The 20374-nt window shown below is 67.8% G+C and carries 21 protein-coding genes; 9 read left to right on the top strand and 12 right to left on the bottom strand.

Annotation, left to right across the window (positions count from 1 at the left end; all coding sequences use genetic code 11):
- The first annotated feature begins 11 nt into the window (after window positions 1-11).
- Entirely contained in the window at window positions 12-2390 is a 2379-nt protein-coding gene (locus P5F91_RS16550) for an efflux RND transporter permease subunit (RefSeq protein WP_277907630.1), read from the top strand.
- Window positions 2391-2458: 68 nt separating this feature from the next.
- On the opposite strand, the gene P5F91_RS16555 is transcribed toward P5F91_RS16550, so the two are convergent.
- The 6 genes from P5F91_RS16555 to P5F91_RS16580 form a co-directional block, all read right to left on the bottom strand.
- On the bottom strand, window positions 2459-2968 hold the full coding sequence (locus P5F91_RS16555) for a hypothetical protein (protein WP_186454803.1): 510 nt from the start codon (window positions 2966-2968) through the stop codon (window positions 2459-2461).
- 106 nt (window positions 2969-3074) lie between these two features.
- The gene (locus P5F91_RS16560; protein ID WP_145611461.1) at window positions 3075-4934 is read right to left on the bottom strand and encodes an autotransporter domain-containing protein; all 1860 of its coding nucleotides are present in this window, start codon (window positions 4932-4934) and stop codon (window positions 3075-3077) included.
- A 208-nt stretch (window positions 4935-5142) separates the two neighbouring features.
- On the bottom strand, window positions 5143-5517 hold the full coding sequence (locus P5F91_RS16565) for a c-type cytochrome (protein ID WP_145611460.1): 375 nt from the start codon (window positions 5515-5517) through the stop codon (window positions 5143-5145).
- Window positions 5518-5714: 197 nt separating this feature from the next.
- On the bottom strand, window positions 5715-6221 hold the full coding sequence (locus tag P5F91_RS16570) for a hypothetical protein (protein WP_145611458.1): 507 nt from the start codon (window positions 6219-6221) through the stop codon (window positions 5715-5717).
- Window positions 6222-6452: 231 nt separating this feature from the next.
- A complete protein-coding gene (locus P5F91_RS16575; protein WP_088871889.1) occupies window positions 6453-6989 on the bottom strand; it encodes a hypothetical protein in 537 nt (178 codons plus the stop codon).
- 5 nt (window positions 6990-6994) lie between these two features.
- The gene (locus P5F91_RS16580) at window positions 6995-7630 is read right to left on the bottom strand and encodes a hypothetical protein (protein ID WP_145611456.1); all 636 of its coding nucleotides are present in this window, start codon (window positions 7628-7630) and stop codon (window positions 6995-6997) included.
- A gap of 131 nt (window positions 7631-7761) precedes the next feature.
- Here P5F91_RS16580 and gloB point away from each other — a divergent pair, with 131 nt between their 5' ends.
- The 4 genes from gloB (at window position 7762) to ychF (ending at window position 10866) form a co-directional block, all read left to right on the top strand.
- Window positions 7762-8562, top strand: a complete 801-nt coding sequence (gene gloB, locus P5F91_RS16585; protein WP_186454802.1) for a hydroxyacylglutathione hydrolase — start codon at window positions 7762-7764, stop codon at window positions 8560-8562.
- 42 nt (window positions 8563-8604) lie between these two features.
- Window positions 8605-9210 carry a glutathione S-transferase N-terminal domain-containing protein gene (locus P5F91_RS16590; RefSeq protein WP_277907632.1) on the top strand — a complete coding sequence of 202 codons (606 nt, stop codon included), beginning with the start codon at window positions 8605-8607 and terminating at the stop codon, window positions 9208-9210.
- A gap of 3 nt (window positions 9211-9213) precedes the next feature.
- Window positions 9214-9666, top strand: a complete 453-nt coding sequence (locus P5F91_RS16595) for a cupin domain-containing protein (RefSeq protein WP_211106969.1) — start codon at window positions 9214-9216, stop codon at window positions 9664-9666.
- Between the two features lie 102 nt (window positions 9667-9768).
- Window positions 9769-10866, top strand: coding sequence for a redox-regulated ATPase YchF (gene ychF, locus P5F91_RS16600; RefSeq protein WP_277907633.1), 1098 nt, complete (start codon window positions 9769-9771; stop codon window positions 10864-10866).
- 82 nt (window positions 10867-10948) lie between these two features.
- On the opposite strand, the gene P5F91_RS16605 is transcribed toward ychF, so the two are convergent.
- Entirely contained in the window at window positions 10949-11959 is a 1011-nt protein-coding gene (locus P5F91_RS16605) for an aldo/keto reductase (RefSeq protein ID WP_277907634.1), read from the bottom strand.
- 136 nt (window positions 11960-12095) lie between these two features.
- Here P5F91_RS16605 and P5F91_RS16610 point away from each other — a divergent pair, with 136 nt between their 5' ends.
- Window positions 12096-13007, top strand: a complete 912-nt coding sequence (locus P5F91_RS16610) for a LysR family transcriptional regulator (RefSeq protein WP_145611449.1) — start codon at window positions 12096-12098, stop codon at window positions 13005-13007.
- Here P5F91_RS16610 and P5F91_RS16615 read toward each other — a convergent pair.
- Window positions 12980-13741: an AraC family transcriptional regulator gene (locus P5F91_RS16615; protein ID WP_145611447.1), complete on the bottom strand. Its 762-nt coding sequence runs from the start codon at window positions 13739-13741 to the stop codon at window positions 12980-12982. The two genes, P5F91_RS16610 and P5F91_RS16615, sit on opposite strands and share 28 nt — an antisense overlap.
- A gap of 119 nt (window positions 13742-13860) precedes the next feature.
- Here P5F91_RS16615 and P5F91_RS16620 point away from each other — a divergent pair, with 119 nt between their 5' ends.
- Window positions 13861-14256 carry a VOC family protein gene (locus tag P5F91_RS16620; protein ID WP_145611446.1) on the top strand — a complete coding sequence of 132 codons (396 nt, stop codon included), beginning with the start codon at window positions 13861-13863 and terminating at the stop codon, window positions 14254-14256.
- Window positions 14257-14305: 49 nt separating this feature from the next.
- On the opposite strand, the gene P5F91_RS16625 is transcribed toward P5F91_RS16620, so the two are convergent.
- Both P5F91_RS16625 and P5F91_RS16630 read right to left on the bottom strand, forming a co-directional pair.
- Complete coding sequence (locus P5F91_RS16625; RefSeq protein WP_145611443.1) at window positions 14306-15202, bottom strand: tetratricopeptide repeat protein; 897 nt, start codon at window positions 15200-15202, stop codon at window positions 14306-14308.
- 141 nt (window positions 15203-15343) lie between these two features.
- Entirely contained in the window at window positions 15344-15895 is a 552-nt protein-coding gene (locus P5F91_RS16630) for a DUF924 family protein (protein WP_246134439.1), read from the bottom strand.
- A 130-nt stretch (window positions 15896-16025) separates the two neighbouring features.
- Between P5F91_RS16630 and P5F91_RS16635 the strand changes: the two genes are divergently transcribed.
- Both P5F91_RS16635 and P5F91_RS16640 read left to right on the top strand, forming a co-directional pair.
- Complete coding sequence (locus tag P5F91_RS16635) at window positions 16026-17111, top strand: YjgN family protein (protein ID WP_277907635.1); 1086 nt, start codon at window positions 16026-16028, stop codon at window positions 17109-17111.
- Complete coding sequence (locus tag P5F91_RS16640) at window positions 17108-18160, top strand: M48 family metallopeptidase (RefSeq protein ID WP_277907636.1); 1053 nt, start codon at window positions 17108-17110, stop codon at window positions 18158-18160. The genes P5F91_RS16635 and P5F91_RS16640 overlap by 4 nt, the downstream gene beginning before the upstream one ends.
- 77 nt (window positions 18161-18237) lie before the next feature.
- Here the strand turns inward: P5F91_RS16640 and P5F91_RS16645 are convergent, their stop codons facing one another.
- Window positions 18238-19020 carry a cytochrome c1 gene (locus P5F91_RS16645; RefSeq protein ID WP_277907637.1) on the bottom strand — a complete coding sequence of 261 codons (783 nt, stop codon included), beginning with the start codon at window positions 19018-19020 and terminating at the stop codon, window positions 18238-18240.
- A complete protein-coding gene (locus P5F91_RS16650; protein WP_277907638.1) occupies window positions 19020-20351 on the bottom strand; it encodes a cytochrome b in 1332 nt (443 codons plus the stop codon). Before P5F91_RS16650 ends, P5F91_RS16645 begins: the two co-directional genes overlap by 1 nt.
- Window positions 20352-20374 lie beyond the last annotated feature (23 nt).

A 20374-nucleotide genomic window follows, 5' to 3' on the forward strand; every position in this document is an offset into this window, starting at 1 on the left:
CAGAGTGCCCGATGACGTCCCTGCCCCGCTTCCTCGACGCCCTGATCTTCCGCCACCGGCAGGTGGTGCTGGTGCTGTTCGCGCTGGCCACGGCCTTCTTCGCCTGGCAGGCCAGCCACCTGGCGGTGGACACGGCCTATGAGAAGCAGCTGCCGCAGGAACACCCCTATATGAAAACCTTCCTGAAGTATCAGAAGGAATTCGGCGGGGCCAACCGGGTCATGGTGGCGCTGAGCGTCAAGAAGGGCGACATCTACACGCCGGAATTCTTTACCAAACTGAAGCAGGTGACGGACGAGGTGTTCTTCATCCCGGGCGTGGACCGGGCCAGCGTCACCTCCCTGTTCACCCCCAACGTCCGCTTCATCGAGATCGTTGAGGACGGGTTCAGCGGCGGCAACGTCATCCCGGCGGAGTTCAAGGCCACGCCGGACTGGCTGAACGTGGTGCGCGGCAACGTGCTGAAGTCCGGTCAGGTGGGCCGCCTGGTGGCGGAGGACTTCACCGCAGCCTTGGTCAGCATCCAGCTGCTGGACCGCGACCCCAGCACCGGCGCCAAGCTGAACTACATGGACGTGGCCAAGAAGCTGGAGGCCATCCGGGGCAAGTACGCCGATGACGCGGTGGACATCCACATCATCGGCTTCGCCAAGGCCATGGGCGACGTGGCCGACGGCACGGTGGGCGTCATCGGCTTCTTCGGCGTCGCCTTCGTCATCACCGCCATCCTGGTCTATGTCTACGGCCGGTCGTTCCGCATGACCGCCGTGCTGCTGGCCCTGTCGGTCGTCACCGTCATCTGGCAGCTGGGGCTGCTGGTGCTGATGGGCCTGGCCATGGACCCCATGTCCATTCTGGTGCCCTTCCTGGTGTTCGCCATCGCCATCAGCCATGGCGTGCAGAACGTGGGCACCATCACGCAGGAGATCGGCAAGGGGGCCGACGCCTTCTCCGCCGCCCGCATCAGCTTCCAGCGCCTGCTGGTGCCGGGCGCCAGCGCCCTGGTGGCCGACGCCATCGCCTTCCTGACCATCCGCATCGTCAAGATCCAGATGATCCAGGAACTGGCGCTGTCGGCCTCGGTCGGCATGGTCATCATCGTCGTCACCCACCTGATGATCCTGCCGGTGGCCCTGTCCTTCCTGCCGCTGGGCGATAGCTACCGCCGCCGCGTTTCCGGCCAGGTGGACCGCTTCGATGCGGTGTGGAAGGTCTTCACCGTTTTCGCGCGGCCCAAGGGCGCCATTCCGGCCCTGATGATCGGCCTCGCCGTCTTCGCCTGGGCGCACCATGAATCGGGCCGCCGTGTCATCGGCGACGCCGAGGCCGGCGTGCCGGAACTGTGGCCGGACAGCCGCTACAACAGGGATGCGGATTTCATCGCCGCCCATTTCGCCATCGGCGTGGACATCATCCAGGTCATCGCCGAGGCGCCGGCCAACGGCTGCATCGATTACACTGTCGCGTCCCAGGTGGACGACTTCGCCTGGCAGATCCGCAATGTGGACGGCGTGCAGTCCACGCTGTCGCTGCCCCAGGTGATGAAAACCGTCAACATGGGCTGGAACGAAGGCAACCTGAACTGGCGCGTCCTGCCCCGTAACAGCCAGGTGCTGGTGCGCGCCGTCTCACCCGTCGAGACTTCCACTGGCCTGTTGAACGCCGACTGCTCCGTCATGCCCATCATGATCTTCACCAAGGACCATAGGGCAGAGACCATCGACCGCGTGGTCAAAGCGGTGGAGACCTACAACAAGGCCCATGGCACCGACGCCAAGGATAAGGGGCCCATCCACTTCCGCCTGGCGACCGGCAATGTTGGTGTCATGGCCGCCACCAATCAGGCCGTGACGGCGGCCGAGACACCCATGCTGCTGTGGGTCTACGGCACCGTGCTGGTGTTTTGCGCCCTTACCTTCCGTTCCGTCGTCGGCACCATCGCCACCGTCCTGCCCCTGGTCGTGGTCTCGGTGCTGTGCGACGCCCTGATGGCCGAGCTGAAGATCGGCCTGAAGACCAGCACCCTACCGGTCACCGCCCTGGGCGTAGGCATCGGCGTGGACTACGGCCTCTACATCTTCAACCGCCTGCAGTCCTACCTGAAGCACGGCCTGGGCTTCGCCGAAGCCTACTACAAGACCCTGCAGGAAACCGGCAGCTCCATCCTGTTCACCGCGCTGACCCTGGCGGTGGGCGTGGCCACCTGGTCCTTCTCCGCCCTGAAGTTCCAGGCCAACATGGGCGAGCTGCTGACCTTCGTCTTCATCGCCAACATGTTGGGCGCCATCATCCTGCTGCCCGCCATCGCCGCCACGCTCTACCGCCTGTTCCCCCGCCTGTTCGAGAGCGAGGTCAAGCGGGCGCAGAAGCGGACCTTCGCGGCGCACTAGATCGTTTGCCTCAGGCGAAACAAGCCCCCGTCCGGTCCGTCCGGCGGGGGTTTTTCTTTGAGGGCGGACTACTGCCCCTTGGGCTGCGCGGCTTCCCATTCCGGGTCCACGGTGCCACCGTCGAAAATGAAGCGCCACGGGGCGTCCTTGGTCGCGCGGCGCCAGATGGTGACGTAGCGGACAGGCGGACGCTCCACCACCGTGCCGTCGGGTTTTTTAAGGCGGGAGCGGGCCTTGCCCCAGCTGTAGCCCAGCGTGCCGTCGGCCGAGACCGAGGCATCCTCCGGAGCCCATTCCAGCTCCAGCCCCGCCGGGAACAGGGTGGCCAGCGCCGCCCGGTCCACCTTGGCCTGCGGACGGTTCAGCAGGGTGACCTCATCTGCGGCAAAGGCCTGGAAGGCGGCCCCCACGCCCATCTCCCGCGCCTTGGCGGCGAAGGCGCGGTCGGTGTCCAGGATGGCCTGAGCAGGGTTGGCGGCGGTGGGGTTGCCGGGGCTGGGCAGTGGGCCGGCCCCGATCAGCAAGGGTGCCGCCAGGACGCAAGCGGCCAGGCCCAAGGGGAACCGCAAACGGGACATGATCTTGTTCTCCCTCGCGTCATTGTTCTTGGCCGCCAGGGTAGCAATAAAAAGGGCGCGGGAATATCCCGCGCGCCCAGTCAACCTTGCACTGTTGCTTATAGCCTCAGAAGCCGACGCGGATATGGCCCATGACGGCATGGTCCGTGCGGTCACCATTATCGAACGTCCCCTGGTAGGAGACGGCGACGTTGACGCCGTTGGCCTGGATGGCGATGCCGCCCCCGCCATAGTAGGAGGTGCGCTTGCCGGCGCCCGCGTCCGTCTCCGCCACCTGGCCGCCCGGCAGCGTGGCCTGGAAGATGCGGCCGGAGTTCAGGAACTCATGCTGCACGCCGGCCTGGATCTGCGGCGCCACCACCACATCGCCCATGACGAAGGGGATGGCCAGCTGGCCGCCCGCCTGGGCGCGGAAGCTTTCGGCGTCGAAGTCCGGCACGCTCAGCGCCAGGGCGCCCGCGTCCTTTTCCGTGTAGCTGTGGATGCTGGCGCGGGTGTAGCGCAGGCCCGCTGTGGGACCCAGGGCCACATTGCCCAGCGTCACATTGTAGCCGCCGGACAGGCTGGCGCCATAGGTGCTGCCGTTGGGCGTGGCGTTGCCCCAAGGCTGCGGCGCGAAGCCGGTCTGGCGCTGCATCTGGGTGAACTCGTCATAGCCGTAGCTGATCATGCCGTCGGCATAGAAGGCGCCCATGTTGGCCGTGGCATAGGCCATCAGGTTGTAGGCGTGCAGCTCGTCCTTGCCGAAGCCACCCCGGAAATGCATGCGGTTGTCGCCATAGCCCAGGGCGACACCGGTGGTGACATAGTCGGATACCCGATAGTCCACACCCAGAGCGCCGGTGTAGCTGTCGTAGGTGTAGCCCATCTGGCCGGCAATGGCGTCGCGGTCGCCGGTGCCGTAGTTGCCATAGAGGAAGATGCCGACGCGGCCGTCGCGCCCCGTCGAGGTGCCGGTCCCCATGCCGCCGCCCACGCCGGCGACAGCCGTGCCCGAGCGGATGCCGTTCAGACGGGCGCGCACGGACCCCGTCATGCCGTCATCGGCGATGAAGTTCAGCTGCGTGGCCGCCACTGCCGCCTGCGGCGCCTGAAGCACGGTGGTCAGGGTGCCCGCCACATATTCCGCCACCAGGGTATGACCGGTGGTGGTGGGATGCACGTCGTCCCAGAACAGCATGGTGTTGATGTTGGCGGGGGTGCAATAGCCCGTGGCCTTGCCGCCCAGCAGGCAGGAGTGGGTGGCATCGGTGATGCCGTAGGCCGACGGGTTGGCCTGGATCATGCTGAAGATGGTGTTCACGTCCACCAGGATGACCCGGGCGCCGCTGGTGCCGTTGAGGCTTTTGGTCAGGGCCAGCACATCGGCATTGTGGATGGCCGTCAGCTGGTTGGCCTGCAGCGAGGCATCCGCCCCTTCCGCCGAGATCGACGGGGTGTTGCCCAGGTTGGGCAGGTTGAAGATCAGGAAATTGCGGGCGCCGGCGGCGATCAGCTTGCTGGCGCCGGTACCGATGTTGCCCACGACGGTGGCCGCCTCCGTCGCCGCGTCCACCGAGGAACCGCTGGTGGCGTACTGGAAGTAGTCGTTGGCGCCGATCCACAAGGAATACAGCTGGCTGCTGGTGATGGTGGGCTTGGCCGCCAAGAACGCGTTGATCTGGTTCAGGAAGTCGATGGGCCGTTCCGCCGTGGAGCGGGCGCCGCCATAGGCGTAGCTCTTGAACGGCACGCCACCGATCAGCGCGCCCACCTTCTCATCCCACAACGGGCCATTGGAGAAGCGGCCATTGTAATAGGGCGGCGGTGGTGCCAGACCCAGGGGCACCAGATTGCCCGGATCGCTGAGGCTGTCACCGAAGACGATACCGGCGGAATATTGCTGCGCGTGCGCGGTGAAACCGACGAAAGACGCCATCAGCGCCACCGCCATGGCGGTGGTCGTGCGTAACATCCGGCTGGTCATGGGCTCCCTCTATCCCTTCACGGCGGGCCGTTCAGGCGGCCCGCTCGTTCTTGACGCGAGGGCAGAGTCCCACGAAAGCATCCCCCGCAGTCAAGGGCCCAAAAGTCACAAGGCGGCGAATATCACCGGTTGTGTCGTGACGGCAGCAGTTGGGGAATCGCAACGATCCGGCCCCGCTGGGTGGTGGCGGGGCCGGAACTGGACGCTCTTATTTCAAGCCGGACAGGTAGGCGATGACGTCGGCGCGGTCCTGAGCGGAGGGGATGCCCGGGAACGCCATGCGGGTGCCGGGCACGAGCGCCGCCGGCTTGGTGAGATAGACGTCCAGCGTGGCGGCGTCCCAGGTCTTGTTGGCGGCCTTCATGGCGGGAGAGTAGTTGAAGCCCTCCTCGCTGGCCGACTTGCGGCCGACCACGCCCCAGAGATTGGGGCCCAGCTTGTCGGCGCCGTCCTTCTCGGCGCTGTGGCAGGCCTTGCAGCGCTGGAACACCTTTTCCCCCTTCACAGGGTCGCCGGCCGTCTGAGCGGCGGCGGTGCCGGCGACGGCGATGGCCAGGACGGTGAGGGCGGCGACAATCTTCATGGAACGACCCCTGTTGTTCTTCGTGTGACCATATTTCCCGGGCCATGCGGGGCCTGGGCTGAAGTGGCGCGACGGTAGGGGGCGGCCGATGACGCTGTCAATCGGACGGACTGTCCCGATCCGTAAAAAGGCGGGCCAGATTAGAGGGATAGCACAGCCAGGGGAGGATGGCGGCGCACCGTCCTCCACCTCAGGCTTCAGTCGCCGACATCCAGGGTGGGTTGACCGCGCAGAGCGCCGCCGTTGAAGCGCCCCCCGTTGAGGCGGCCCATATGATCGGCGGCGCGCTGAGCCGCCTGGGCGCCCCGCTGTACCAGGGTGGCCTTGGCGGGCTGAGCCAGGGGCGCCGCATGGACCCGCATGGGGCGGTTGGGCCGCAGCACCCACAGCACCGCCAGGGCCGCGACGGCGCCCACGGCCGCCGGCAGCAGGGAGACGGCCGCGGCCACCAGCCCGGACACCACGGTCAGGTCGAACAGCATCCCGGGCCGGGCAGGTGTGACCACATGGGCCAGCAGCACGCCCACGCCAATGACCAGGACCCAAACACCCCACTGGCGGGGGGCCGCGACCGACAGCAGGAAACCGGCGATGGCCAGCATCACCAGGGTGCCGTCCAGACTGGCGGACGTCAGGTCCCACAAGCCGGCGGCGGCGCCAAAGCCGGCGGCCGTCAGGGGGAGGAGGACAGTCTTGAGCAACATGGCGACACGCTGATCCCGAAGGAGGAACATCCGTCCGGTACTTTACCCCCCTTGGCAGTCACCATCGGGGGAAGGCGTCCGGCGATGGTGCTATTGAACACCGGGATTGCGGCGGAAGCCGGGCAACGCTGGGACCATGACGGGGCGATTGCCGCCAAACGCCACGCGTCACCATGTGGCGGCGGGCTCTTGGACAAGCGCCCAGGCCGCCCATGGGACGGCCATCCCGGCTCACAATTCCTCAGGATCGGAGGGGTAAGGATCGCCGCCCTTGACCACGTAGCCGCGTTCAGGGGGAAAGCGCTGCAGGGTCTTGGACACGGCCAGCTTGGTGCTGGAGGCCCACACCAGATAGCGCCGGCCCATGCGCCACGACGACACCACCGGCTCCGGCGCGCCGCGCGACACCGTCTGGAAACTGGAATGGGTGATGGTGACGGTGAAGGCGCTGTCGTTGGGCATGCGGCGCTCGTCATAGACATACAGCAGCGCCTCGTCCGCGCGGCGCGCCTCGGCCAGGCGGTCATGCTCGGTGACGCTGCTGCGCAGTTCCTCCAGCTCCGCCGTCATCTTGCGCTCCTCGCGCTTCAGATCCAGCGTCAGCTTGGCCTTGTCCCGCACCGCCTGGAACAGCTCATCCACCTGGCGGCGGCGGGCGCGGGTATCGCGGCGCATGCGGCGGATGCGGCGGGCGGTGGAGCTGGCGACCTGCCCCGCGGCGGTGAGGCCGGCGGCGATGCCGAACAGCAGGGAAAAGCTGATGGCCATGGCGCTCAGCCCCGCGGGGCGGAGGTGTCGGCCTCCGCCAAATGGATATCGCCGTCATCCATGCCCGGGCCATGGTCCCCCGGGCCGTCTTGCGAGGGCTCGCGAATCTCGATGATGTGGAAACCCATGGAGTGGGGGTAGTAGCTCTCCACCAGGGTCTTGGCGTCACCAACATTGGGCGCCCAGGCATGGACGTTCTGGGTGCGCGCCCAACTGCGCGACAGGCCCATGACCTCTTTCTGCTCCATCACCGCGCGCTGCACATGGCGGTTGATCACGGCCGCCACGAAATGGCGGGCGGGCCGGCCGGGGCGGGTAAAGGCGTCCTCCTCCCCCAGCACGCGGATCAGCTGGTCGCGCTTGGCCTCCAGGTCGGCCACGCGGCGCGTCGACATATAGTTCTGCCGCCGGGCGGATTTCAGCGCATTGTCCAGGCGGGCCACACGCGGCATGATCTTGCCGCCCCGGTCCTCGAACTTGCGGAACAGGATGTTGGCCTCCTGGAAGCGCTCATCCACCCGGTCCACGCCTTCGCTCATGTGCAGATGACGTTCCACCAGATGCGAAATGGCCAGGGCGGCGAGGTAGGACAGCCCCGCCACCATCATAAAGATCGCCACCGCCGTCAGCAGATCGCTCATAAGCCGCTTTTTAGCCGGATATGGTTGGTGAACTCCCCCACCCGCAAGGCAATCCCGGAGATCGGGCACTGTCAAGCGATGGTGGATCCAACCATTAGCATTACCCCCGCCGCTGCGATAGGTTTGCCGCCATGACTCCGCCCGCCCCCACCGCCCCCCGGCGCCTCGACGTGACCCTGGTCCCGGCGCTCAGCGACAATTACATCCACCTGCTGCGCTGCGCCGCCACGGCCAAGGTCGCTGTTGTGGACCCGGCGGAGGCCGCCCCGGTGGTGGCCGCGCTGGAGCAGCAGGGCTGGGGGCTGGACCTGATCATCAACACCCACCACCATGGCGACCATGTCGGTGGCAATCTGGAACTGAAGGCCCGTTACGGCGCCGCCATCGTCGGCCCCGCCGCCGACCGCGACCGCATTCCCGGCATCGATCGCGCCGTCGCGGACGGGGAAAGCGTCACCTTGGGCGCCTGCCCCCTCACCGGCATCGACGTGCCCGGCCACACGCGCGGCCACATCGCCTTCCACGGGGCCGAGGACGCCGTGCTGTTCTCCGGCGACACCTTGTTCTCCATAGGCTGCGGCCGCCTGTTCGAGGGCACGCCGGACCAGATGTGGAATTCCCTGACCCGCCTGCGCGCCCTGCCGGATGAGACAGCCGTCTATTGCGGGCACGAGTACACCGCCGGCAACGGCCGCTTCGCCCTGACCCTGGAACCGGACAACGCCCGTCTGGCGGCCCGCATGGCGGAGGTCACGGCCCTGCGCGCCCAGGACCGCCCCACCCTGCCGACCACCATCGGCATGGAGCGCGCCACCAACCCCTTCCTGCGGGCCGACCTGCCGGCGCTGGCCGCCGCCGTAGGCCTGGACGGTCAGGATCCGGTGGCCGTCTTCGCCGAAATTCGCCGCCGGAAAGACAATTTCCGGGGGTAAAAGACCCTATGATCCAGCCCCTCTAGAAAGCCTGACCGTCCCATGAAGCTTTTCTACAGCCAGACCTCCCCCTTCGTGCGCAAGGCGCTGATGGTCGCCCATGAGCGGGGCCTGGTTTCCCGGATCGAGCTGTCGCCCATCGACGTCTGGTCGCCGGACACGGTGGTGCCGACCCTGAACCCCCTGGGCAAGATCCCCACCCTGGTGACCGACGACGGCATGGCCCTGTTCGACAGCCCGGTCATCGCCGAGTACCTGGACAGCCAGGGCACCCAGGGCCAGCCCCTGTTTCCCGCCGCCGGGGCGGAGCGCTGGCAGGCCCTGCGCCAGCAGGCCATCGCTGACGGCATCTGCGACGCCGCCATCCTACGCCGCATGGAGGGCCTGCGGCCGGAGAACCTGCGCTCCGCCAACTGGACGGACCGCCAGCGCCAGGCCATGACCCGCGCCGTCGAGCTGCTGGAGGCGGAGGCCGACCAGCTGCAGGGCCTGACCATCGGGACGATCTCGGTCATGATCGCGCTGGCCTACCTGGACCTGCGGTGGGAGTGCGATCACTGGCGCCAGCGGGCACCCAAGCTGGCCGCCTGGTTCGCCCAGGCCAGCGACCGGGACAGCTTCCGCCTGACCGTGCCACCACGGGGGTAAGGAATGGACGCCGCTTCCCTGGACGCCGAGGGGATCATCCGCCTGCTGGGACTGCACCCACACCCTGAGGGCGGCCACTATGTGGAAACCTACCGCCATGCCCCGGCGGACGGTGGCAGGGGTGCCTCAACCGCCATCTACTTCCTGCTGAAGGCGGGGGAACGGTCGCACTGGCACCGGGTGCGCGACGCGGACGAGGTGTGGCACTGGCATGCCGGCGCGCCCTTGCGCCTGTCCCTGTCCGCCGACGGCGTCACCGCCACCCATCTGACCCTGGGTGCGGATCTCGCCGCCGGGCAGCGGCCTCAAGGCGTGGTGCCGGCCGGCCAGTGGCAGGCGGCGGAGTCCCTGGGCGACTGGACCCTGGTGGGCTGCACCGTGGCCCCGGCCTTCGAGTTCCACGCCTTCGAGATGGCGCCGTCGGACTGGGTGCCAGGGGTGGGTCATCCGGCCTGACGGCGGACCCTGATGGCGGACCTGCGTAACGGCGGTTTGCAATCTGGCCGTCTTTGCCCGATAAACGCGGCCAAAGCGGCCCCTTAGACCTAGAGTATTCCCATGGGATTCAATTGCGGCATCGTCGGCCTGCCCAACGTCGGCAAGTCGACCCTGTTCAACGCGCTGACCAGCACGGCGGCGGCGGAAGCGGCCAACTACCCCTTCTGCACCATCGAGCCCAATGTGGGCCGCGTCGGCGTGCCCGACCCGCGCCTGGACAAGCTGGCGGCCATCGCCAAGTCGCAGAAGACCGTCCCCACCCAGCTGGAATTCGTGGACATCGCCGGGCTGGTGCGCGGCGCCTCCAAAGGTGAAGGCCTGGGCAACCAGTTCCTGGCCAACATCCGCGAGGTGGACGCCATCGTCCACGTGCTGCGCTGCTTCGAGGACGGCGACATCACCCACGTGGAAGGCTCCATCCACCCCACCCGCGACGCGGAAACGGTGGAGACCGAGCTGATGCTGGCCGACATGGACAGCTTGGAAAAGCGCCTGCCCGCCCTGCAGAAGAAGGCCAAGGGCGGCGACAAGGAATCCAAGATTTTCGCCGACCTGATCGAGCAGGCACTGGCCGTGCTGCGCGACGGCAAGCCGGCCCGCGTGGTCCAGGTGTCGGATGAGGACCGTCCCTACTGGCGCCAGCTGCAGCTGCTGACCGCCAAGCCGGTGCTGTACGTCTGCAACGTGGAGGAGGCCTCGGCCGCCACCGGCAACAGCCTGTCGGCCCAGGTGGCCGAGATGGCCAAGGCCCAGGGTGCCGTGTCCGTCGTCATCTCCGCCGCCATCGAATCGGAACTGGCCCAGCTGAGCGATGAGGACAAGACCGAGTACCTGTCCTCCCTGGGGCTGGAGGAGCCGGGCCTGAACCGCCTGATCCGCGCGGGGTACGGCCTGCTGAACCTGCTGACCTTCTTCACCGTCGGCCCGAAGGAAGCCCGCGCCTGGACCGTGCGCCGCGGCGCCAAGGCACCCGAGGCCGCCGGCGTCATCCACACCGACTTCGAACGCGGCTTCATCAAGGCCGAGACGGTGGACTTCGACAGCTACGTCGCCCTGGGCGGTGAGGCCGGCGCCAAGGATGCCGGCAAGCTGCGCATCGAAGGCAAGGAATACGTCGTCCATGACGGCGACATCTTCCATTTCCGGTTTAATGTTTGATCGCCGAGGCCCCTGCTAAGGGGCATGGTTACGTGACCGAAATGAAAAGGCGGCCAGGGTAACCCGGCCGCCTTTTGCTTTGTCAGCGCTCGCTGTCCAGCGAGGCCATGGCATGCGCGTTGTAGCGGTCACCGGCGGCGCTGTCCTTGGGCACCGCCCGTTCGATGGCGGCGAGGTCGTCGGCCGTCAGGATCACGTCCAGGGCGCCCAGAGATTCCGCCAACCGGTCGCGGCGGCGGGCGCCGATCAGGGGAACGATGTCCTGGCCCTGGGCCAGCACCCAGGCGATGGCGATCTGGGCGACCGTGGCGCCCTTTTCCGCGGCCACCCGCCGCAGTTCCTCCACCAGCGCCAGGTTGTGGTCCAGGTTTTCGCCCTGGAAGCGGGGGCTGTGGGCGCGGAAGTCAGCGCCCTTGCCCTTGTCCTTTGTCCAATGCCCGCTGATCAAGCCGCGCGACAGCACGCCATAGGCGGTGATGCCGATGCCCAGCTCGCGGCATGTGGGCAGGATGTCCCGCTCCAGCCCGCGCGAGATCAGCGAGTATTCGATCTGCAGGTCGATGATGGGGTGCACGACCGCCGCCCGGCGCAGGGTGTCCGACCCCACCTCGGACAGGCCGATGTGGCGGACATAGCCGGCCTTCACCATGTCGGCGATGGCGCCCACCGTGTCCTCGATGGGCACGTTGGGGTCCAGGCGGGCGGGACGGTAGATGTCGATATGGTCCACCCGCAGGCGTCGCAGGGTGTAGGACAGCGCGGTCTTCACCGCCGACGGCCGGGCGTCAAAGCCGATCCAGTTGCCGGCCGGGTCGCGCTGGGCCCCAAACTTCACGCTGATCTGCACATCGTCCCGTTTGTGGGCTCGGGTGAACCCCGCGTCGGCCAGCGCGTCGCCGATCAGCATTTCGTTATGGCCCATGCCGTAGAAGTCGCCGGTGTCCAGCAGGACCACGCCGGCATCCACCGCCGCGTGCAAGGTGGCGATGCTCTCGGCCCGGTCGCTGGGGCCGTACATGTCGGACATGCCCATGCAGCCCAGGCCCAGGGCGGAGGTGGCGGGACCTTTGGCGCCTAACATACGCTGCAGCATCGTTTTTTCCTCAAGTGGCGGGAGGCTTGGTAACGGCGTCAGGCCGTTGGTGAGGTGGACTATGCCGCCGAAGGCACCGCGTGATAATCTGGGCAATCATCAATGCGCTGTTCGATATTTCGAACAATGGTGCCTCATGCCCGCCCCCAATCTCGCCGACCTCGACCTTTTCCTGGCCGTTGCCCGCCACCGCAGTTTCCGCCGCGCCGCCAAGGAACGCGGCGTGGCGCCCAGCACCCTCAGCCTGGCCCTGAAACGGCTGGAGGAGGATCTGGGCGTGCGCCTGCTGAACCGCACCACCCGCAGCGTGACACCGACGGAAGCGGGGCAGCGCCTGGTGGCCCGGCTGGCGCCGGTGTTCAGCGAGGTGGCGGAATCGCTGGACGAGGTGAACAGCTTTCGCGACACGCCCACCGGCCTGCTGCGCCTGAACGTTCCCATCGTCGTGTCCTGGCTGATCCTGGCGCCGCTGGTGCCGCGCTTCCTGGCGGCCTACCCGGGCATCACGTTGGAGATCATTGAGAACAACGCCTTCGTCGACGTCTTCGCCCAGGGCTTCGACGCCGGCATCCGCTATGGCGAGGCCCTGGCCCAGGACGTGGTGGCCGTGCCCATCAGCCCGCCGCAGCGCTACGTGCTGGCGGCATCGCCGGAGCTGATCGCGCGCGAGGGCATGCCCGGCCATCCACGCGACCTGATCGGCCGCCCCTGCCTGCGCCACCGCTTCGCCGACAGCGCCGTCCAGCCCTGGGAGTTCGAGCGGGGGAATGAGGTGGTGCGCATCCAGCCCGACGGCCGCCTGGTGGGGAACAGCGTGCACGTCGCCATCAGCGCGGCGGAGGCGGGCCTGGGCTGGTTCTGCACCTTCGAGGGTTTCCTGGCCCCCTCGCTGGCCGCCGGGCGGCTGGTGCCGGCCCTGCAAGAGTGGCTGCCCCCCTTCCCCGGCCCCTATCTCTACTATCCCAGCCGCCGTCACGTGCCGGCGCCCTTGCGCGCCTTCATCGACTTCATGAGGGCCCACTATGAGGCGGAGATGGGCGCCCGGTAGCGCGCCGGCGTCACGCCCAGGCGGCGGCGGAAGGCGCTGACGAAGGCGCTGGTGCTGCTGTAGCCGGCCTCCAGCCCGGCTTGCGTCACCGACAGGCCGGTGCCCAGCAGGCTGGCCGCGTGCAGCAGGCGCAGTTGCTGGCGCCATTCACCGAAGCGCAGGCCCGTCTCCTCCTTGAACAGGCGCTGCAGGGTGCGGGCGCTGGCGCCCACGGCGGCGCCCAACGCCTCCAGATCCGATTCGTCCGCCGGGTCCTGGCGCAGGCGCTCAGCCAAGGCCAGGGCCCGGCGGTCGCGCGGCCAGAGAAGCGACAGGGGCAGCCGCTCCGCCGCGGCCAGGCGGTCCATCAGCACACCGGCCAGCCGCGCCTGGTCCACCTTATCGGCCCGCAGCATGCCCACCGCCACGACATGCAGGATCAGCTCGCGCAGCAGTGGCGCCACGCCGAGCACCTGGCAACCGGCGGGCATGGCGCCCGTTGCGGCGGCAAGGGCCGGCGCGATGTAGAGGGTGCGCATGGCGACCCCGCCCCGCATCTCCACCGTGTGCGCCGCGCCCGGCGGCAGCCATACCGCCTGGGCGGGCGGCACCAACCAGGCGACCCCATCCGCCACCACCCGCATGACACCGCGCGCGGCGTACAGCAGCTGGCCCCAATCGTGTTTGTGACTGTGCAGCCGGTGGCCGTCGCTGAAGGTCAGCGCCAGGCTGCGGATGAGGAAAGGGTCGGCCATCTTGACGCCTTTACGACAAAGATCGTCATCCTAGCGCAAGACGGCCACGGCCCGATACGGCATCATCCGGCCATTCCCCACCACGCCCCCACCACCACGCCCCTACCACGGAGGTCATCATGGCCAACCACCTGCGCTTCTTCGCCATCCATGCCGAGGATGTGGAGCGCGCCAAGACGTTCTACGAGGCGGTGTTCGACTGGCGCATCACCCCCTGGGGGCCGCCGGGCTTCTACCTGATCCAGACCGGGACCGAGGGCGAGAAACACGTGGGCGGCGCACTGCAGCAGCGCCACGAACCCGTGACCGGCACGGGCATGAAGGGCTTCGAATGCACCGTGGGCGTGGACGATCTGGCCGCCATCATGGCCAAGGTCACCGCCAACGGCGGCACCATCGTCATGCAGCCCTACACCATCGACGGGGTGGGCCGCCTGATCTACCTGCACGACACGGAAGGCAACCGGGTCGGCGCCATGCAGTACGACCCGGCCTATGCGGCGGCTTTCTTTTAGCCCTCAAACGGCGGACGGCCGCAGCCTGTGGACGCCTAGGGTCGCCAGATCACCAGCTGCTGTTGTCGCCGCCGGAGCTGCCGCTGTCGAAGCTGCTGGACGAAGACCCGCCGTCGGATGAGCCGCCCCAGCCGTCGTTGGACGATGAGCTGTTGCCGGAATCGTAGTCCGGATCGGGGCGGCGGTCGTTCTCGTACACCCGGTTCTCGGTGACGTTGTTGATCACCGTCTCGTGCACCACGGTGTCGCGATGGCCACCACCGGCCATCAGTTCGCCTGCCAGCACGCCGGTAAGGAAGCCGGTGCCCAGGCCCGGCTCCTGCACCACCACCGGGGCGTAGCCGGGCTGGCCATAGGCCGGCGGATAGGGCGGCGGCACCGGACCGGCGGGGGCGGGACGATAGCCGCCACCGTAAGCGGGACTGGCGCGCCGAAAGACCAGGTAGATGGCCAGGGCGGCCAACAGCAGGCCGCCCACGACCAGGATGACGGTCAGGCCGCTGTCTCCCTCCGCGCGCGGGGGCGGTGCGGCCTGCACGGCGGTGTGGGTTGGCGGCGCGGGCTGGGCCGGGGCCGCCTGGACGGCCGGCTTCAGGAAGGATTGCTCGCGCGCCAGGTGCTGCTGGAAGGTCTCCGGGCTGCGGGCGAAGTGCAGGCTGGGGTCGATCTTGCGCGCCAGCTCCAGCTCGCCCACCGCGTCCTGATGGCGGCCTTCCAGGCCCAGCACCTCACCCAGGTCGTAATGGGCGCGGGCGCTGTCGCCATGCTCCCGCACCACCTCGCGCAGCATGTGCTCGGCGGCCGGCAGGTCCCCCGCGTCCACCGCCTTCTTCACCTGTTCCGGCGACGGGGCTGCCCATGACGGGGTGACCCCGGCCAGCATGAGCCCCATGGCCAATCCCAGCAGTAAACCAGCCTTATTGGCCGCCTTGGCGTGTGTGGTCATGTCCCGCTCCCCGCGATGAATATCCAGACCGTTCAATATGGTAGCGGCGATCCATCGGCGGCGATAGCACCCTCTTCGGGGTGCGGCCATCGGCCGGGGCGACAGGCCCGCCGCCAAAAGCCCGTCGCCAGAATCCTGCCGTTAGAAGCCCGCCCCCGGCTGATCCAGGTAGTCCCGCTCCGCCGCCGTGCAGGCGCGGCCCAGGATGCCGTTGCGGTGGGGGAAGCGGCCGAAGCGGCGGATGACCTCGCGGTGGCGTTCGGCATAGTCCAGGTGTTGGCCGGCGCCGATGCGCTCCGCCACCAGGGCGACGCAGCAGTCCTGCAGCACAATCTCCTCCGCGTGCTCGAACGGCAGGTAGAAGAACAGGCGCCGGTCCACCGGCTGTTCCAGGTCCTGTGCGCGGGCCACCGCCCGGGTGGCCAATTCCTGCGCCCGCGCGTCGGTGGCGAAGGCCAGCGCGTCGCCCCGGAACAGGTTGCGCGGCACCTGGTCCAGCAGGATCAGCAGGGCCAGCGCCCCGTCCGAGGTATCGGCCCAGGCGTCCAGCGCCCCTTCGGCCGCGGCGTGATAGCTGTCGGCCAGCCGGTCGCGGATGCGCGCGTCGATGTCCGCCCCGCCGCTGAACCAATCGTCCGGCGTCAGTTCCCCGAACCAGAAGGCCAGAACCTCCGCCGCCGTCACCACGCCCATGCCGCCCACCCTTGACAGGATTGCCAAATCCGCAACATCGCATCCATTGCGTGTGTTGTTTACCAAAATTTCAGCTACAGTAATGACGCGGCCCACCGGGGAACAGGCCGCGCTATCGCATGGGGGAACAATGCCTGACTCTGTCGATGTGTCCAACGCCGCGGACAGCCCGGCGCATGGTGGTTCGCATGCCTTCCGTTTCCACGGCACGGGTCGCGAGTATTTCTCTATCTGGATCGTGAACCTGCTGCTGACCATCGTCACCCTGGGCATCTACTCGCCCTGGGCCAAGGTCCGCAGCCAGCGCTATTTCCATGAAGCGACGGAGCTGGCGGGCGCCCGATTCGGTTATCATGCCCGCCCGCTGTCCATCCTGATCGGGCGCATCATCGTCCTGGTCCTGTTCGTGCCCTACGCCATCCTGGCCAAGATCCAGTCGCCCTATGCGCTAGTGTACGTCCCCGTCCTGCTGGTGGCGGGCCCTTGGATCATCGTCAAGGCGCTGCGCTTTCGCCTGCGCGTCACCTCCTACCGGGGCGTGCGCTTCAGCTTCTCCCATGAGGCCGGCGTCATGAGCGGGGCCTACATCAACTTCCTGGGCCTGCCCATCCTGGGCGGGCTGACACTGGGCCTGCTCTATCCCTACGTCCTGCATCAGCAGTACCGTTGGATGGTGGACAACAGCCGCTACGGCGCCACGCCGCTGCGCATGGCGCCCGCTGTGGGCCGCTTCTATCTGCTGAGCCTCATTCTGGCCGCGGCTCTGCTGGCGTTCGCCGCCGCGGCGTTCGCCATGCTCTATCCCTTGATGGACGCGGTGGCCAATCACCGGCCGGCGCCGGCCAGCGCGCAAATGGCCCCCTTCCTGATGTTGGTGCTGTACGCTGGGCTTTTGCTGGTGACCCTTCTGGTCGCCCTGTGGCTGGCCAAAACGGTGGTGCAGCGCCTGTCCCTGGCGGACGTCACCCTGTCCGCCGGCTGGCAACTGGGCCCGGTGCTGTGGCTGTACGTTAGTAACGGCCTGCTGCTGCTCTTCACCCTGGGCTTCGCCTACCCCTGGGTCCGCTGCCGCACTGCCCGCTATGTTCTGGAACACCTGACGGTCCACGCCCCGACGGGGCTGGACAGCTTCGTCGCCGGTGCGCAGAGCGAGACCGGCGCGTTTGGCGACCAGGCGGCGGCCTTCTTCGACATCGACGTCGGGATCGGCTTTTGACGGCCGACGCCCCACACGCCACCGGGACGGGCCGGCTGTACCGCGCCGGCCTGTCGCGGGCGGAGACGGTCACCGTGCGCGCCGGCCCCCAGGGTCTGGTCCTGTCCGGCACGGCCGGGGATGAGGCGCGCACGGTCCCCCGGCACACCCTGACCATCGTCCCGCCCGTCGGCGGAAACTATTGGCGGTTCGACTTCGCCAACGGCGACACGCTGGAGGTCATCGGCGGCGGCCCGCTGGCGGCGGCGCTAGGCCACAAGCCCGGCCTGCTGTCCCGGCTGGAGGGGTCGTGGCGCCTGGCGCTGGCCAGCGTGCCCGTGCTGCTCGGCCTGGGGGCCGCCACCTGGTATTGGGGCGTGCCCAAGGCCGCCGATCTGGCGGCGGCGCACACCCCACCCTGGGTGGAGCGCAAGCTGACCGACGCCGGGCTGAGCCTGATCTTCCGGGATGAGAAGGAGCGGACGACCGTCGACCCCGCCCGCCAGAAGCGGTTTGCCGGCATCCTGGCCGACATGGTGGGAGCCCAGGATGGCCAGGCCTACCGCCTGCATTTCCTGAACAGTCCCCTGGTCGGCCCCAACGCCTTCGCCCTGCCCGGCGGCGACATCATCGTCACCGACCAGCTGCTGAAGATTCTGGACGATGAGGAGGTGGCGGCCGTGCTGGCGCACGAGGTGGGCCACGTGCGCCACCGCCACGGCCTGCGCCTGGCCCTGCGCGCCAGCGGCCTGTCCGTGCTGGCCGCCGTGGCCGTGGGCGACGCCAGCACCGCCGGCCATTTCCTGGTGGGGGCGCCCGTGCTGTTGCTGAACCTGCGCTTCACCCGCGAATTCGAGGCGGAAGCCGACGCCGACGCCCTGGCGTGGCTGTCTCACGATCCGTCGCGCAGCCCCTGCGCCTTCGCCCGGGCCCTGCGCAAGATCGTCGACAGCCCGGAGGTGAAGCAGGCAGCGGCAATCGCCGGCCACATTCCCAGCTGGCTGGCGACCCACCCCATGACGGAGGAACGGCTGCGCCCCTTCGACGCCGCCTGCCCCGCCAAGATCTGATCGACATCACCCAAAATGGAAAGGGCGCCCCGGTCATCCCGGAGCGCCCTTTTTCAATCCCGCAAGGGATGACCCGCTTAGTGCTGGTCCGCCCACACGGCGCGCTTGGCGGCATAGAGGATGCCGGCCAGCACGATCAGGAAGATCATGACCTTCAGGCCCATCTGGTGGCGGGCTTCCAGGTTGGGCTCAGCCGCCCAGGCCAGGAAGGTCGCCACGTCCTTGGCCTGCTGCTCCACCGTGGCCTTGGTGCCGTCGGCGAAGGTCACGCCACCGTCCGACAGGGGCGGCGGCATGGCGATAACATGGCCGGGGAAGGCCTTGTTGTAGTTGCCGCCCGACGGGACGGTGAAGCCGACGGGGGCCGGCTCGAAGCCCGTCATCAGGGCGACGATGTAATCCTCACCCCCCTTGCGCGCCTTCACGATCAGCGACAGGTCCGGCGGGGCCTTGCCGCCGTTGGCGGCGGCGGCGGCCTTCTCGTTGGGGAACGGGGCCTTGAAGTGGTCGGCCGGCACGCCCTTGCGGGTGAACATCTCACCCTCGTCATTGGGCCCGTCGGTCATGTCGTAGCCGGCGGCGATGGCGGTGATCTCCGCCTCGTTGTACCCCAGCGCGGCCAGATTGCGGTACGACAGCAGGTTCATGGAATGGCAGGCGGAGCAGACTTCCTTATAGACTTGGAAGCCGCGCTGCAGCGCCTTGCGGTCGAAGGTGCCGAAGATGTTGCTGAAACCGCGGGTTACACCGCCGTGGCTCCATTCGTTCTTCGGGTACTCCATCTCTTCGCTGGCGACCGCGGGGGCGGCCGCAGCGACGGCGACGAGACCGGCGAGGATCAGGGACCGAAGACGACGCATCAGGCTTTCTCCATCGGCTTGGCGGTAGCACCGGCGGCCGAGGCCCCACCGCCCAGAACGGGCTTGGCGATGCTGGCCGGCAGCGGCAGGGGCTTCTCGATCAGGCCGACGAACGGCAGCGACAGGAAGAAGCCGAAGTAAACGAGGGTGGCGAACTGGCCGACATAGACCAGCGGGATTTCCAGGCCGCCCAGGTGCCAGGCGGCGTCGGCCGTCTGGGCGCCCACGTACATCAGCAGGAAGAAGGCGACCAGGAAGGCCAGGATGCCCTTCTTGAAGATGGGACGGAAGCGGGCGCTGCGCACCGGCGAGGTGTCCAGCCAGGGCAGGATGAACAGGATGGCGATGGAGCCGAACATGGCGATGACGCCGCCCAGCTTGGCCTCGATCAGCTTCAGCCCGGTGAAGGGGATGGAGATGTCGAAGGTGATGGAGCGCAGGATCGCGTAATAGGGCAGGAAGTACCACTCCGGCACGATGTGCGGCGGGGTCACCATCGGGTTCGCCTGGATGTAGTTGTCCGGCTCGCCGAAGAAGTTGGGGGCGTAGAAGACGAAGGCGGCGAAGATGGCCAGGTACACCACCGTGCCGAAGCTGTCCTTCACCGTGTAGTAGGGGTGGAAGGGCAGCGTGTCCTGCGGGCCCTTGGGCTCGACGCCCAGCGGGTTGTTGGAACCGGTGACATGCAACGCGGCCACGTGCAGGAACACGACGGCGGCGATGACGAAGGGCAGCAGGTAGTGCAGGGCGAAGAAGCGGTTCAGCGTCGGGTTGTCGACGGAGAAGCCACCCCACAGCAGGGTCACGATGTCCTGGCCCACCAGCGGCAGGGCCGAGAACAGGTTGGTGATGACGGTGGCGCCCCAGAAGCTCATCTGGCCCCACGGCAGCACGTAGCCCATGAAGGCGGTGGCCATCATCAGCAGGAAGATCACCACGCCGATCATCCACAGCAGCTCACGCGGCTTCTTGTAGGAGCCGTAGTAGAGACCGCGGAAGATGTGGATGTAAACGGCGATGAAGAAGAACGACGCGCCGTTCATGTGGATGTAGCGGATCAACCAGCCGAAGTTCACGTCGCGCATGATGCGCTCGACGGAGTTGAAGGCCAGGTTGGTATTGGGCGTGTAGTGCATCGCCAGCACGATGCCGGAGACGACCATCGTCACCAGCATGATCATGGCGATGGCGCCGAAGTTCCAGAAGTAGTTGAAGTTACGCGGGGTAGGAAACACCCCGTATTCCTTCTGGATCATCGTGAAGATCGGCAGGCGCTGGTCGAGCCAGTTGACCACCGGATTCTTGAAAGAGGATGAAGGGCCGTGAGCCATTTCTCGCTCCCTGGGGGTCCGGC

The sequence above is a fragment of the Nitrospirillum amazonense genome (assembly GCF_029594735.1).
GTDB lineage: Bacteria > Pseudomonadota > Alphaproteobacteria > Azospirillales > Azospirillaceae > Nitrospirillum > Nitrospirillum amazonense.